Raw genomic sequence first — 15352 nt, 5'->3', positions numbered from 1 at the left:
CAAAAACAGCTGATAATATGCCCATTAAAACCTGTTTATCGTTGTAAAATTTTAAAGTTTAGCAGCGATATAATAAACTTTTGCTAACTTTCGGCATAATTCGGAGAGGATCAGAATTTATATAATTCTTTTATTTTTTTATTTTACTGCAGCTGGTTTCTTAAACTCTGCCTTACAGCTTCTTATAAGAAATCTGGAGGGGAGGCTATGGTACAGTAGCGTAAATGGCAGCAAATTAACACATAAAGTTTAGCGTTTTCGTTTATCAAGAATAGTCATTTTCATGAACAATCATCTGTTTATACCACCTAATTACGACCCAATACTAAATCTTACCCGTACCGAAAAAGCCATTAAGCTAACCAAGGATTTCTTTGAGCACCAGCTGTCAGCAGAGCTGCGCCTGCGCAGGGTTACGGCGCCCCTTTTTGTACTGAAAGGCACCGGTATCAACGACGACCTGAATGGCATAGAGCGCCCGGTTAGCTTCCCGATAAAGTTCATGAACGAGACGCATGCCGAAATTGTACACTCGCTGGCCAAGTGGAAACGCTGGAACCTGCAGAAACTACAGATACCGCCCGGCTACGGACTCTACACCGACATGAACGCCATCCGCCCCGATGAGGACCTCGATAACATACACTCGCTGTATGTGGATCAGTGGGACTGGGAACGGGTTATAACAAACGAGGAGCGAAACCTGGATTTCCTGAAGCGCATAGTCTCCAAGATTTACTCGGTCATGAAACGCACCGAATACTTGCTCTTCGAGGAATATCCGGAACTGGCACCGCAGCTACCCGAAAGAATAACCTTTCTGCACGCGCAGGAGCTGGAAGACAAATACCCTGGCTTAAGCTCAAAAGAAAAAGAAGACCTCGCCGCCAGGGAGTATGGCGCCATCTTTATTATTGGCATCGGGTCCACGCTCCGGCAAGGCACCAAGCACGACACCCGCGCCCCTGATTACGACGACTGGACTACACCTTCAGAAGGCGACAACAGGGGCCTGAACGGAGACATTGTGGTATGGAACAGCATTTTAGGCCGCTCCTTCGAACTCTCCTCCATGGGCATACGGGTAGACAAAGACGCCTTGCGAAAGCAGTTGAACATTGCCCGCTGCGAAGACCGTGCCCAGCTGATGTGGCACCAGATGCTGCTGAACGACGAGCTGCCCCTGACGATAGGAGGCGGCATTGGCCAGTCCAGGCTTTGCATGTTCTTTCTGCGCAAAGCCCACATCGGCGAAGTGCAGTCCAGCATCTGGCCCCAGGAAGTGATTGAAACCTGCGCCAGGCACCGCATCCAGCTTCTGTAAAAGAACCAGGTATCCTGCTAAAAAGCCCCTCCGGAGCAGCAGCACTCCGGAGGGGCTTTTTCATTCAAATAATTTGGTTGCAGCTGGTTAATTGTAGACTTGCCTAATGGTTAACTGGTTGATCTCTAACTTGAAGATGTGAAGATAGGGGAGTTTGAAGATGATGCTGGCCCGTAGAAAATTCGTTCGGAGCCATCATATATGCGCAGTATCATACAAATCGATTCTCTACATTTTTCCATTTTATAAATTCTGGTTCAGACAAAATGAAGGAGGCCTTGTGTCTTATGCCCTGCCCCTTGTGTCCTTTTAGGAGAAGCAACTGAAGACGCTGGAGGGCCATTTTCATTCAAATAATTCCCTGACCTAAACATTACTGCTTCAGGAACAGGTGGTGTTGGGTTTGACCTGCCCCTTCTAAAACCAATATGTAAGCCCCCCTTGCCAGTTGCGAAATATCAATGGCCTGCTCCTTTCTCAGTACCGTCTCTTTAACGAGTTGCTTGCCACTCAGGTCCAGCACCAATATCTGCCCCTGCCCCTTTGAGTAAATGGTTAAACGATCGGAAGCAGGATTGGGAGCAAACCAGAATGCGGTTTCGTAGGTCTCTCTATTCGAACTGAGGGTGCTGCCATCGGTTATGTTGTAGATCCTGCCGTCGGTTTTGGTGAAGAGCATGATTTCGCCACTGCTTTTTCTGGCAAAGCGCAGGTCTACCCTGTTGGCCGTTATCCATTCGCGGAAGGTGGTCGTGGTGCCATCGGGTGTCACGATGCGTGCTTTTTTTAGCGGCTGCTGACTTCCTTGCTCCAGCGAGGCCAGCGGCGCATGAAAGATATGGCCGTGCAGGATATCGCCCAGGAAAAACTGGCCCATAAATGCGGGCGAGTGCGCTGCTTTCCAGGCAAAGCCGAGGCTGACGGCGGCTCCTTCGTCGTGGTCGTACTGCGCTACCGGGTAGTAATAGGTTTCCGGGTCAGTGGCCGGCAAGGCATACACTTTTCTGTCGGTGCGTCTGTACTCAAAGGTTCCTTCGCGCTTGTCCCACCCGTAATTGCCTCCCTTCTCGATCAGATTCACTTCTTCGATGGCATGTTGGCCTATATCGCCAACAAAAAGCAGCACCTTCTCCCCTCTTTGCTCAAAGGCCAGCCGGTGCGGGTTCCGGAACCCGTACGCCCACAATTCTTTCACACTGCCTGCCTCTTCCACAAAGGGGTTATCGGCTGGTATGCCGTACTTACCGTTCCGGCTGTTCGTTCCTTCAGGGTCTATCCGCCAGATGGCGCCCATAAAGCTTGCCTTGTTCGCCACATTTTGGTACTTGCCCGCCTCAGAGGCGCCTCCCTCTCCCTGGCAGATATAGAGCATGCCATAGTCAGGGCTGCCCTTTTCGGCATAAGGATTAAACGTGATGTCCTGGGTACCGTGGATCTGGGTGGTAAACTCCATCCGCACCATTTCCTCTTTAGTGCCGGCAAAGGTAGCCGCCGCCGGATCGGTTGCCACCCAGCGCGTAAGCACCCACTGCAGCGTTATCCTGGAATCGTCTATAGGCCTGAAGTCGGCGGTAGCGGCCTTGTTCTGCTCGGCATGGGTGGTATAAAAGATGCCGTTCTCAGCAAACTCCGGGTGAAAAGCCATGGCGCCCGCGCCCGTGCCTTTGCCAGGGCTATCAATAAACTTCGGAAAATGATTCCGGAAATTGAGGTACAGGTTGTGTTGGCCAGCCTCATCGAGCAGGTACAGGTAGCCGTTGAGGTCTATCACCGCCAGCCTGCCGCTTTTGTCGGGTAGTTCCCGCACCATGTTAATGCGCGGCACATTTTCTGAATTGCCCTGTGGCCCCACCGGTATCTGCGCGAACTGGTGCAGGTGGACCCTCAGGTCTGAAAAGGGGATGGACACCGGAACAGGGTTGGCTAGCTGGCCTAAGGCTGTTAGGCTGGTAAATGGGAAAAGCGCAAGAAGGGCAAATTTAAAAGTAGATTTAAGGCACATGCTTTGTTTTTTGCCTCAAAGTAGATATTATATTTCATATATAGAAGAAATACTTTCATAATCGGTTAAAAATAAAGCTGTTGACGCCATTCCTGCTAACTAACCTTAATTCTTACTGCCCTCGATAGGCTCTGGCAACATCAAGCCCGGCCTGTTAAATAATCCCAGGCTGTGGCCTACAGCCGTTTTACCTGTGTAGAGGACCAAAGGCGCGAGTTGTATCTCCTTGATCATAAAACAATTACGGGCGAAGCCAACATGAATTTACGGCATAAACACTCAGACTATTACAATATTTAGGTTAATTTGGTGTTTTAAGCAGAAGATCAGGCTGCTTCGGCAGATTGAAAGAGCAACTGTCTCTTCCTAAAGAATATTTTTTTAACTTTACCCAGTTTTCTATAAGTCAAACTTTATAATTCTACGTATGAAAACTCTTTTATACCCGTTGCTTTGCTTGTTTTTTCTCTCCATAGCAACAGCAACCGCACAACAAACCAATACGAAAGAATCTGCATCGCCTGCCCCTCTTGCCCGGCAGTATAACAGCCTGAAAGAAGGATCGAACTCTTACCGCGAAAATAACCGGGAATATAAAGTAGTGAATGTAAGTGCCCTGGATGCTTTCTGGAGGAGCGTACAGCAAACCATCAAAGCAACGGAGCAAGGCCTGATAGACGACAAAAAGGCGGCTGAAGACTACCTGGCTCAGGCCCGCCAGACTATTGCGGAGCAGCAGAAACAAATACAGGCCTTAAAACTTGATAATCAGGAGAAAGACAAACAGGTACAGGCTAGCCTGCATGATGTCAACAGCCTGTCGGTGCTGGGCATCGACATGAAAAAGCAGTTTTACGTCATCCTGACGGCCGTTATTATTCTGGCCCTGCTGGTGCTGCTTGCCATAAAAATTCAGCAGTATAAGCGCAGCAACGTGGTAGCTGTTGAAAAACTGAATGAATACAACGCCATAGAGCTTGAACTCAACGAGTACAAGAAAACTGCCCGTGAGCGCGAAATCAAACTAAAGCGCGAACTGCAAACAGAGATGAACCATAATCAGGAGCTGGCGCTGGAACTAGAGCAACTGAAAAGGCACCATATTTAAAAGAGCATCTAAAATTGCAAATTTCCAATACCCCTTTTTCCACCTGATTGCATTTAAAGCAGAAAGGTTGTGGTGCATAAAAAAGTCATCGCCATCACGTATCGGCCTATAAAATGGCGGCGCTTCGGAAGACTGAATGCGGGACTTTTTGTTCCTTCTGTTCAAATTGAAAGAACCGAGCCTCAAATTCCGGGTCTTGTGTGGCTGGCTATTAGCAGCTTCGGCAAAATAAAATTCAGGTGGGCTAAAATCGTTAGCCCACCTGAAATGATGACAACAGCGGCTTAGGCCGGCTCCAGCGCCTCTACTTCGTAGGCTTTCCTGAAAATTGCCATAATATCCGGCACTGTCACGGTTTTGGGGTTTCCGCCGGTGCAAACATCGGCAAAGGCCTGTTCAGAGAGTCGTTCTATGTCTTCGGGTTTAAACGGCGTTTCCGCCAGTTTCGGGATCTGCAGCTTTTCGGCCATCTCTTTCAGGGCAGTAATGGCCTGCTGGCTGGCCTCTTCTACCGTAAGCCCTTCCACATCGCGGCCTAAGGCTATGGCAATGTTCCTGAACTTCTCAGGGCATACTTCGGCATTGTATTCCGACACGAAAGGCAGCAGCAGCGCATTGGCCACCCCGTGCGGCAGATCGTATTCTGACCCAAGCTGATGCGCCATGGAGTGCACAATACCCAGGCCACAGTTAGAAAAAGAAAGGCCGGCGATATACGAGGCCCAGGCCATTTTAGACCTCGCCTCCAGGTTTTTACCGTCCTGCACCGCCGTCTCCAAAGATTCGCCAATCAGTTTAATTGCCTCCAGGGCCAGCGTGTCAGACAGCCTGAAAGCGCCTTTGGTAATGTAGGCCTCAATCGCGTGTGTGAGGGCATCCATGCCGGTGGCGGCGGTCAGGCCAGCCGGTTTGCCGAGCATCAGTTCTGGGTCGTTTACAGCAACAGTAGCCAGGGAGTTAGGGTCAACGATCACCATTTTAATTTTGCGCACCTCGTCTGTGATCACATAGTTAATGGTTACCTCAGAGGCAGTGCCTGCGGTGGTGTTCACGGCAATCAGCGGCACTGATTTTTTCATGGATTTGCCAATACCCTCATACTGCGTAATGTCGCCCCCATTGGTGAACAGAATACCGATGGCTTTAGCCGCATCCTGCGGCGACCCTCCCCCTACTGAAACTATACCATCGCAGGAGCTGGTCTGGTATACCTTCAGCCCGTCTTTCACATTCCGCGTGGTAGGGTTTGGTTTTACGTCATCAAAAATAACGTAGCTTATTCCGGCATTATCCAGCACATCTGTTACCTTTTGCACAATACCGACTGCCCGCAGCACCTTGTCTGTTACAAGCAAGAGTCGCCTGAGACCCAGCTTTTTTATTTCTATGCCAATGTCTCGCACCGCGCCGGGCCCTATCAGGTTTATGGCCGGCCAGTAAATACGTCTTACAGTTTCCATGATTATAATAATTGGTTTGATTTTGTGCTTATCCAGGCTCAGGGAAACTGCCGACCAAAACTGACAGCCTACCGGAACCTTTCAGATTTACTTCCTTCGTCCACTAAAAAAAATTTAATTAAAAAAACAGGCATTCTTATGCCATGAAAAATTAGCCAGGCTTTACCCCTTCAGGAAAACCGACCGCAGCTCTTCCACCTGTTCGTCGCTGATCGGCACCATCTTACCGAAAGGCGCGCACATGACCAGCGATTTGGCACTGAACTCCGCCACCTCCAGCCGGTCGAACGTCTGCAGCAGCTTGTCGCCGGTTACCAGCACCGAGTCGTTTCGGATCATCACGGCCGGGTTATCTGTAGAGAGTATTTCAGGAATCTCCATTCTGCCTTTAAACTGTATGCCAAAGGGCAGCGACCGCACGTCCTGCAGAAAAATCCAGCTTTCAGGAATAGTGCGCACATTGAACTGCGCCCCCGTAACGGCAAACGCCATCAGGTAAGGCGACTGCGTCAGGATAATGGAGTTGATCTCGGGGTGGCGTGCGTAGATCTCCTGGTGCAGGTAGGTGGTGCGGCTCGGCATCTTCCCTGGTTCACGCTTCCCGTCTTTTATCTGCACAATGTCGTCGATCTGCAGGTCCCAGCGCGGCGTGCCGGTAGGTGTGATCAGGAAATCGTTTCCTTGCCAGCGTACCGAAACGGTGCCGTAAGAGCTGATCATGAGCCCGTGGTTACAGGCACGGTGCACAATTTTACAGATCTCCTGCCGCTTCGCCCGCTCATCCGACGGGTGGCTCACTTCTTCCATCTCGGGCAGCAAATGTGGTATCTGCTCTTCAAAGGCATCTATCTCCTCATCTGTGAGGTAAGAAGGCTCTCCCACCAGTTTACCGTAAAGCAGGGCCCTGGCACTGAACTCCAGCGTCTCGAAACGCTGAAAGGCATCCAGCATGTCGGAGCCTCCTACTACAGTGCCATGGTTTTCCATGATCACGGCCTTGAAGCCTTTCAGGAACTCTTCGGCAATTTTGGCGCCCAGAGCGGCACTTCCCGGCAATTCATAAGCTGCGTAGCCAATGGGTCCGCACACATGCTTTGCCTGCGAGATAACGTTGGTACGCGGTATCTCCCGCACAATACTAAAAGACACCAGGGCTGGCGGGTGAGCATGAATAATCGCCGTGATGTCGGGCCTTATTTCGTAGATGGCCTTGTGGAACGGAAACTCCGAGGAAGCCCTGTGGTTACCGACCACAGTCCCGTCTTTCTTCACACACACGATATCAGATGGCTGCAGCGATCCTTTGTCTACCCCTGCCGGCGAGATCCAGATGTCTCCGTTTTCGTCGCGCAGGGAGATGTTGCCGCCGGATGTCGTGGTCAGTCCTCTTTTGTAAATCCTCCCCATAATAATGGCGATCTGGTCGCGGGGGTGCATTAACTGGGTGTTAAATGTTTCTTTCATGATGCTATAAAATGTGTTCCGCCCTGAATGCCTCTGGCAGGTTTATAGGCAGGAACTTCTTCTAAATATTTAAAAAGTAGATTGCAGATGTAGCTTTAGTGCTTCGCCAAATTAAAAATTATGATGGCGCGAGCGTCCTTTCCCGTGACGATCATTCCGCGGCATCTGGCCGCTTTGAATATGCTGGAAAAAAGTTTTTACAGACTTCTAAAGAGCAGCACCAACAGCAGCAGAGCTTCAGGAGGGCTGATTTCATTAGAATAATTGCGTTACACTTTGCAACCTCTCCTGTAATACACAGGAGAGGTCACGAAAGTTAACCAAGCACATGAAACAACTATAATTGCACTAGCTTTAAGCTTCTACAGCTTCTTCTTCTTTCTCCTGCTCCCTTGGTGGGGCTACAGGCACGGGGGCAGCGGCTCTTCCTTCGAAGGCGTGGATGTAAACCTGCTTCAGCTCACTGATTAGCGGGTAACGCGGGTTGGCTCCGGTGCACTGGTCATCGAAGGCCTGCTCCGACATCTCATCCAGCGAAGCATAGAACTTGGTATCGGCCACGCCGGCTTCTCTAATCGACTTCGGAATGCCGACTTTGGCCTTCAGTTCCTCAATCGCCTGAATCAGCAGTTCTATTTTCTCGTCTTCGGTGCTGCCTCCCAGGTTCAGGTAGTCGGCAATGCGGGCGTAGCGCCATTTGGCATTCGGGTATTTGTACTGCGGGAAAGCCGCCTGTTTTCTGGGGTTATCCACGGCATTGAAGCGGATAACTTCGCTGATCAGCATACCGTTTGCCACCCCGTGCGCGATGTGGTGCGTGGCCCCCAATTTGTGCGCCAGCGAGTGGCACACTCCCAGAAAGGCGTTGGCGAAGGCCATACCGGCAATGGTAGAGGCATGTGCCATTTTCTCCCTTGCCTTAATGTTGGTGCTTCCTTCTGTGTAGGCTGCCGGCAGGTATTTAAAGATCAGTCGGATGGCTTCCAGCGCCAGGCCATTGGTGTACTCCGAGGCAAGCACCGATACGTAAGCTTCCAGGGCGTGCGTCAGCGCGTCGATACCGGAGGCAGAGGTAAGTCCTTTTGGCATCTGCATCATCAGCTCGGCATCCACAATGGCCATGTCCGGTGTCAGCTCGTAATCGGCGAGCGGGTATTTTACGCCGGTGCTTTCGTCGGTGATCACGGCAAACGGCGTAACTTCAGAGCCGGTGCCGGCCGAGGTGGTAATGGCCACGAACATGGCTTTTCCACCCATTTTCGGGAAGCTGTACACGCGTTTGCGGATGTCCATAAAACGCATGGCCAGGTCTTCGAACAGTACCTCGGGGTGTTCGTACAGCACCCACATGATCTTGGCCGCATCCATCGGTGAACCGCCGCCCAGGGCAATAATGGTATCGGGCTGGAAGCTGATCATTTCCTCGGCCCCTTTTCTGGCGGTTGCCAGGGTTGGGTCCGGAGCCACGTCAAAGAAAACCTTGTATTCAATTCCCAACTCATCGAGCACTTTCTCCACAACTGTTACAAAGCCCAGGTTATAGAGCACCTTGTCGGTTACGATAAAGGCCCGCTTCTTGCCCAGGTCCTTCAGTTCCCGCAGGGCTACTGGCAGACAGCCGTATTTAAAGTAGATTTTTTCGGGTACTCTGAACCACAGCATATTTTCTCTTCTTTCGGCTACGCTCTTAATATTTAGTAAATGTTTTACCCCCACGTTTTCAGACACGGAGTTGCCTCCCCAGCTACCGCAGCCCAGGGTGAGCGAGGGTGCCAGCCTGAAGTTGTAGATGTCGCCAATAGCGCCCTGCGAAGAGGGCATGTTGATGATGGTCCGGCCGGTTTTAAGGGTGGCACCGAACTTCTGGATTCTGTCTGCTGATTTTACCTGGTCGGTATACAGCACTGAGGTGTGGCCAAAGCCGCCCAGCTCTACCAGCCGCACTGCCTTCTGAAGTGCGTCCTCAAAATCAGTGGCACGGTACATGGCCAGGAGCGGCGACAGCTTCTCATGGGAGAAAGGTTCTTCCAGTTCCACCGACTCCACCTCACCGATCAGGATCTTGGTTTCTTCCGGAACGGTGACACCGGCCAGCGCGGCAATTTTGGCAGCAGGCTGACCTACAATGTTGGCATTCAGCACGCCTTTCTGCAGAATAATGCTTCCGACTTTGGCTACTTCGTCGCCTTCCAGCAGGTAAGCGCCACGATCGGCAAATTCTTTTCTCACTTCCTCATATACCTCATCCAGCACGATCACGGATTGCTCTGAGGCGCAGATGACGCCATTGTCGAAGGTTTTGGATAGCAGGATGGAGTTTACCGCCATTTTAATATGGGCCGTCTCGTCTATGATGGCCGGTGTGTTGCCTGCGCCTACGCCTATGGCAGGCCTGCCAGATGAGTAGGCCGCTTTTACCATACCCGGGCCACCGGTTGCCAGCGTCAGGTCAGAGAGCGCCATCACTACCTGCGACAGCTCAACAGAAGGCTCGTCTATCCAGGCAATGATACCCTCTGGCGCACCCGCTTTAACGGCAGCGTCCAGTACGATGCGGGCTGCTGCAATCGTGGCTTTCTTGGCTCTGGGGTGAGGCGAGAATATAATGCCGTTCCTGGTTTTCAGCGCGATCAGGGCCTTGAAGATGGCAGTAGAGGTAGGGTTGGTGGTAGGTACCACCGCTGCGATGATGCCAATAGGCTCCGCAATCTTGGTAATGCCGAAGGCCTGGTCTGTTTCTATTACGCCACAGGTTTTCGCATCTTTATACTGGTTATATATATACTCCGAGGCAAAGTGGTTCTTGATCACTTTATCCTCCACAAGTCCCATACCCGATTCTTCTGTGGCCATTTTTGCCAGTATGATCCGGGCATTGTTGGCAGCTATGGCAGCCTGCCGGAAAATTTCGTCTACCTGCTCCTGGGTGTAGGTAGCAAATACTTTTTGGGCCTCACGAAGCTTCTCTATGCGAGTGGTTAACTCTGTTACAGTGGTTACTTTCATGGCAATTTCTCCTTTTTCATGCTTCCCTGCTTCCTGCCGTGGCTTGGGGCAGGCAGTACACCGGGTGCGTAAAATTTACTTGGAATTATGTGGTTGGTTAGATTAGAATTGTCAGGATGTACTGCCATTTGCTGATACCGGAAAGCGGCACCGCACATGGCTTTTTCATCACTATCTCTATTCTTCATCTACATCGCTGTGGCAGCGACATATGCAGTCCCTTCTTCTGAGAGATCAACGGAAGCGTATTGGTAAGTTGCCCGTTAAATAGGTAAGCATGCACAAGGAATGGCAAGGAAAGCAGCCAGGCGTTGTCTTAAGGATGAATTATCTGCTTGGGTATTAACAGGCGTTTGTCCGGATGACAGAGGTTCTTTCAGCGACCTGAGGCACTACTATTTTTTCTTCTGCATAATGGTTCGGCTTAGTTTTTTGCTTTGGGGCAATAGAATGTGTTGAAGGTTGTTGTTGCTTTTGTTGATATAAAGGAACGACAGGAAGCGATTTTTTTACATGATGCAGATCACTACCCAGGCTGATAATTATCACCCCTATATCTTTTGGCAACTAATTCCTGGTAAAACCTATTTGCGGGCCACTAGTGCGAGCTTGAACAGCACCAACCCCTAACAACCTGATCTGGCCCATTGTAAATTGTAGGCAGAACGACAGTACGGGCTGCCAGCTCGCACCAGAGAACCATATAAAATATGAAGCCCCGATTTCCTCCCAGCAAGATCAGCTCAGCCAGAACCTCGACATCAGGAATCTGAAAGCTCAGAGCGTTGAGGACAAATTGGACGGTTCCAGTATGCGGAATTTTTAAAGACCTATCTATTGTTGAGAATAAAATTTACTTTTACAGAAGTATACAAGAACCTATTGTAGCACCTATTCATTTATCCATGCTTAAACCATTTGTTATTTCCTGCCTGTTGTTGGGCGCCCTGACGGTGCAGGCTCAGACTAAAAAGGCATCGCCTGCCAGAAAACCTGCCACACCAGCCAAAACAGCGGCGGCCCCGGCAACCTCTCCCAAGAACCAGTCCGACAGCCTCAGCTATGCCATGGGAATTTCGGTGGGCCAGTTTCTGAAAGCACAGGGCGTGGAGGAACTCAACTATGAGATGCTGAACAAAGCCATTTCACAAACCCTGAAAAACGACCCGACGCTATTCGACATTAACGAGGCGCATGCTGTGATGGAACGTTATGCCAGAAGCGGCATGGAAAAGAAACTGAACGCTGAGAAAGAAAAGGGCAGGCAGTTTATGGAGCAGAACAAGAAACGCACTGGCGTAACCGAAACTGCCAGCGGCCTGCAATACGAGGTGCTAACCGCCGGACAGGGCCCTAAACCAACCCACGACGCCAGCATTCGCGTGCACTACTCCGGCAAACTGCTCGACGGCAAAGAGTTCGATTCTTCCTACTCCCGCGGCGAACCAATCACCATCTCGGTAGCCGGGGTAATAGCCGGCTGGACAGAGGCCGTGCAGCTCATGCCCACCGGCAGCAAATGGCGCCTGTACATCCCGTCAGAACTGGCCTATGGCGACAGCGGCGCCGGACGAGACATACCAGGTGGAGCCACACTTATTTTTGATGTGGAGCTCCTGGAGATTACCGGCCAGTGAGTGAGTGATTTTGTGGTTCGAAGAGTCATTCGCTTTAAACACCGGCCTCTAATTAATACAAAAGCCTGCTTCGGTCTTAGTCGGAGCAGGCTTTTACTTTTAGATCATTGGTTAGTGTCAGGGTATCTCCTTCGCTCAGGATATTGCCGATACTGTCATTTTCCTCTATGATATTTTTTAAGCTGTTGGTTGATAGATTTCAAAGGATAGATTTCTCAATTATTCTAATGAAAACGGCCCTCCGATGACTCCTATTGCTGGTGCTGTGCTTTTAAGATGTTAGCTGCCAGAATCCGGATCTTTACACAGAGCCCCTACCCCAAGGACTCACAGGATGAAAGAATGTCTGGAAAAGGTGTAATCAGGATCATATCCAGACCTTCATAACTGCAAATTAGAGATCAACCATTTAACAATTAAGCCATTCAACAATCAACAACTCAATTATGCTAATGAAAAATGCCCTTCGGAGGTTTTACTGCTGCTGCATAAAAAGGACAAAAGACGCAGGACTTTATTAAAATCAAGATGTATTGGCGTGAGAGGTGAATTGTAATTGCAAGCCTGCTCTGACAATTCATTTTCAAATCTCCAAATTAACAATCAACATCTAACAATCGGCAATCGAAAAATTAGCACATTAACCTGCCTCAGGCTTTTCTCTCAATCTCGCGCAGGTTCTCCAGCTTCTTGTTCCGCAGGAAACCGTTGATGTCTTCGAAATGCTCTTTAATGCGCTTGTTGCCGAACTCAAACACTTTGGTGACCAGTCCGTCCAGAAAATCGCGGTCATGCGATACCAGGATCAGCGTACCATCGAAGGCAATGAGGGCGTCCTTCAGAATGTCTTTGGTCTTGATGTCGAGGTGGTTGGTGGGTTCGTCCAGGATCAGAAGGTTAACAGGTTGCAGCAGCAGCTTGACCATGGCCAGGCGGGTGCGCTCCCCTCCCGACAGCACTTTCACTTTCTTCTCGATGGTATCGCCACTGAACATGAAAGCTCCCAGCAGGTCCTTGATGCGGGTGCGCATATCCCCCACGGCAATTTCGTCTATCGTCTGGAACACGGTCAGGTCGCCGTCGAGTAGCGAAGCCTGGTTCTGGGCAAAATAGCCGATCATGCAGTTGTGGCCCAGTTGCAGCTTGCCGTCGTAGTCGATCTCGCCCATCATGGCCTTTACCAGCGTAGACTTTCCTTCGCCGTTCTTCCCGACAAAGGCCACTTTCTGGCCACGCTCAATGGTCATGGAGGCATCTGCAAAAACCGTATGGTCGCCGTATTTCTTGGTGAGGCCCTCCACTATGACCGGGTAATTACCAGAGCGCGGCGCCGGCGGAAATTTAATGTTCAGGGCCGAAGTGTCTACCTCGTCTACCTCCACCAGCTCCATTTTCTCCAGCATCTTCACCCGCGACTGCACCTGCAGGGTTTTGGAATAGGTGCCTTTAAAGCGGTCTATAAACGCTTGGATATCGGCAATCTCCTTCTGCTGGTCGTCGAACTGCTTCTGTTGCTGCTCGCGCCGCTCTTTGCGCAACTGCAGGTACTGGCTGTAATTTACTTTGTAATCATAGATGCGCCCCATGGTCACCTCTATGGTGCGGTTGGTGATATTATCAACAAAGGTTTTGTCGTGCGAGATCACGATCACGGCTTTGGCGTTGTTCACCAGGAAATCCTCGAGCCATTGTATCGACTCAATGTCCATGTGGTTGGTGGGCTCATCGAGCAGGATCAGGTCGGGCTGCAGCAGCAGGATTTTGGCCAGCTCGATGCGCATGCGCCAGCCGCCGCTGAACTCGCTGGTAGGCCTGCTGAAGTCGGACCTTACAAAGCCCAGGCCCATCAGTGTTTTCTCGACTTCAGCGTCGTAGTTTACTTCTTCAATGGAGTAGTACTTTTCGCTCAGCTCCGATACCTGCTCAATAATAGCGTAATACTCCTCCGATTCGTAGTCGGTGCGGATTTCGAGCTGTGCGTTCAGCTCCTCCATCTGCTTTTTCATGTCCAGCACCTTGGCAAAGGCTTTGGAGGCTTCCTCAAACACAGTGCACTTGTCTTCGGTGAGCAGGTGCTGGGGCAGGTAGGCGATCACGGCGTCTTTCGGGGCCGATACTTTGCCGCGGGTCGGCTTGCTTTCGCCGGCAATAATTTTGAGCAAGGTAGATTTGCCCGCCCCGTTCTTGCCCATCAGGGCAATTTTGTCGTTTTCGTTTATGTTAAAGGCAACATTGCTGAAAAGCGCCGAACCGTTGAACTCAACAGCTACCGAATCAACTGAAATCATACATCCTGGTTAAAAATAAAGCTGCAAAGATACCATAATTTTACTTTTCGCCCTATCTACATGCAAGTAAGTAAGGCCCGGGCAGTTTAAGATGAAGCGACTGCTTGGGCTTTGAAATTATGCTAACAAAAAATGCCCTCCGGAGCTTTTTGGAGCTCCTGTTTAATTATGCGACGGATTTTTCTTTTTGCCCTGGTGTTTATCCACTTTGATTGTTAGAAAGGGTCAATGCCTGTAAAGCTGTCAGAAAGTCTGTCTGCCATATTTTCTAATTTTGAATTTCTGATTTTTCATTTGGCAAGGCCCTGGCGCCGGCTAGTAATGGCCCGGCTGTTATCGGGCAATTATTCGAATCAAAATGCCCCTCCAGAGGCTATTTCTGCTGCTGCCGAAGCCCTGGCAGTTCATTCCACAAGTCGCCTTCAGGGTCTTTCAGCTTCAGCCATTACGTGTGTAGACCATAACTGTCAGGGTAAGAAGCAAAAAGGCCTGCAGACGCTTATTTGATACTTTTATGTATTGACCAGCCACTCTGCTTGTTGGTAAAAAACACGGAAAAAGGGCCAACGGTGCGGCTTTTTTGGAATAACGGCATGAAAGCGTTTTGCTTAGCCTGGCGGCTATGGTGTGCCTGCCAGCAACTCACCAGGAGGTCGGCTTACCGGCTGTGTCAGAGCTGATAAGCAGGTGGCGGGGAGTAAACTTTACACTGAATTTAAGGCCAGAATAAGATGAAGTAGTGCCGGGCAAACCCATTCTAATAAAAAAATTTTTAATGTTATTTTAATCTGCCTGTTGCGTAACTACTGTTTGTTAGCTATATTTCCAAAATATTAATGAATGTATTGGCTGAATATTAGCTGTTTACACACCTAAAATCGGACTTAGAACAGATTAAACCATTCTACTATGAGAACACATCGACTCCTTAACCATTTCTTTATGATCAGGAAAGTGACACGCCATAGCCACTGTGAGGCGGCAAGTGACCCGACCTGAGCATTTATCCCATTTCTCAGAAAAAAATAACATAAACAAAGACCCGCTAGAGAAGTAGTTCGAG

9 protein-coding genes are annotated in these 15352 nt (G+C 50.0%); 3 read left to right on the top strand and 6 right to left on the bottom strand.

The window, feature by feature from the left end:
- The first annotated feature begins 283 nt into the window (after positions 1 to 283).
- A complete protein-coding gene (asnA, locus tag FJM74_RS03775; RefSeq protein ID WP_187261237.1) occupies positions 284 to 1324 on the top strand; it encodes an aspartate--ammonia ligase in 1041 nt (346 codons plus the stop codon).
- Between the two features lie 373 nt (positions 1325 to 1697).
- Here the strand turns inward: asnA and FJM74_RS03770 are convergent, their stop codons facing one another.
- A complete protein-coding gene (locus tag FJM74_RS03770) occupies positions 1698 to 3233 on the bottom strand; it encodes a PQQ-dependent sugar dehydrogenase (protein WP_187261236.1) in 1536 nt (511 codons plus the stop codon).
- Between the two features lie 520 nt (positions 3234 to 3753).
- Here FJM74_RS03770 and FJM74_RS03765 point away from each other — a divergent pair.
- The gene (locus FJM74_RS03765; protein ID WP_187261235.1) at positions 3754 to 4434 is read left to right on the top strand and encodes a hypothetical protein; all 681 of its coding nucleotides are present in this window, start codon (positions 3754 to 3756) and stop codon (positions 4432 to 4434) included.
- A gap of 284 nt (positions 4435 to 4718) precedes the next feature.
- On the opposite strand, the gene FJM74_RS03760 is transcribed toward FJM74_RS03765, so the two are convergent.
- The 3 genes from FJM74_RS03760 to adhE all read right to left on the bottom strand — a co-directional run bounded on the left by FJM74_RS03760 (position 4719) and on the right by adhE (position 10364).
- The gene (locus tag FJM74_RS03760) at positions 4719 to 5894 is read right to left on the bottom strand and encodes an iron-containing alcohol dehydrogenase (protein WP_187261234.1); all 1176 of its coding nucleotides are present in this window, start codon (positions 5892 to 5894) and stop codon (positions 4719 to 4721) included.
- A gap of 162 nt (positions 5895 to 6056) precedes the next feature.
- Positions 6057 to 7358 carry a class II aldolase/adducin family protein gene (locus tag FJM74_RS03755; RefSeq protein ID WP_187261233.1) on the bottom strand — a complete coding sequence of 434 codons (1302 nt, stop codon included), beginning with the start codon at positions 7356 to 7358 and terminating at the stop codon, positions 6057 to 6059.
- A gap of 354 nt (positions 7359 to 7712) precedes the next feature.
- A complete protein-coding gene (adhE, locus tag FJM74_RS03750; protein ID WP_187261232.1) occupies positions 7713 to 10364 on the bottom strand; it encodes a bifunctional acetaldehyde-CoA/alcohol dehydrogenase in 2652 nt (883 codons plus the stop codon).
- A gap of 905 nt (positions 10365 to 11269) precedes the next feature.
- Here adhE and FJM74_RS03745 point away from each other — a divergent pair.
- Positions 11270 to 12001, top strand: a complete 732-nt coding sequence (locus FJM74_RS03745; protein WP_187261231.1) for an FKBP-type peptidyl-prolyl cis-trans isomerase — start codon at positions 11270 to 11272, stop codon at positions 11999 to 12001.
- A gap of 76 nt (positions 12002 to 12077) precedes the next feature.
- Here FJM74_RS03745 and FJM74_RS22735 read toward each other — a convergent pair whose 3' ends face one another.
- Positions 12078 to 12152: a PhnA domain-containing protein gene (locus tag FJM74_RS22735; protein WP_394353894.1), complete on the bottom strand. Its 75-nt coding sequence runs from the start codon at positions 12150 to 12152 to the stop codon at positions 12078 to 12080.
- Positions 12153 to 12651: 499 nt separating this feature from the next.
- Positions 12652 to 14289 (bottom strand): ABC-F family ATP-binding cassette domain-containing protein, encoded by a 1638-nt coding sequence (locus tag FJM74_RS03735; protein WP_187261230.1) that lies wholly within the window; start codon positions 14287 to 14289, stop codon positions 12652 to 12654.
- Between the last annotated feature and the right edge of the window lie 1063 nt (positions 14290 to 15352).

Origin of the sequence: Pontibacter beigongshangensis, from assembly GCF_014332515.1 — a bacterium.
In the GTDB taxonomy this organism is placed as follows: Bacteria; Bacteroidota; Bacteroidia; order Cytophagales; family Hymenobacteraceae; genus Pontibacter; species Pontibacter beigongshangensis.
Note: the sequence above shows the minus strand (reverse complement) of the source record. Positions and strands in the feature narration are given on the sequence as shown.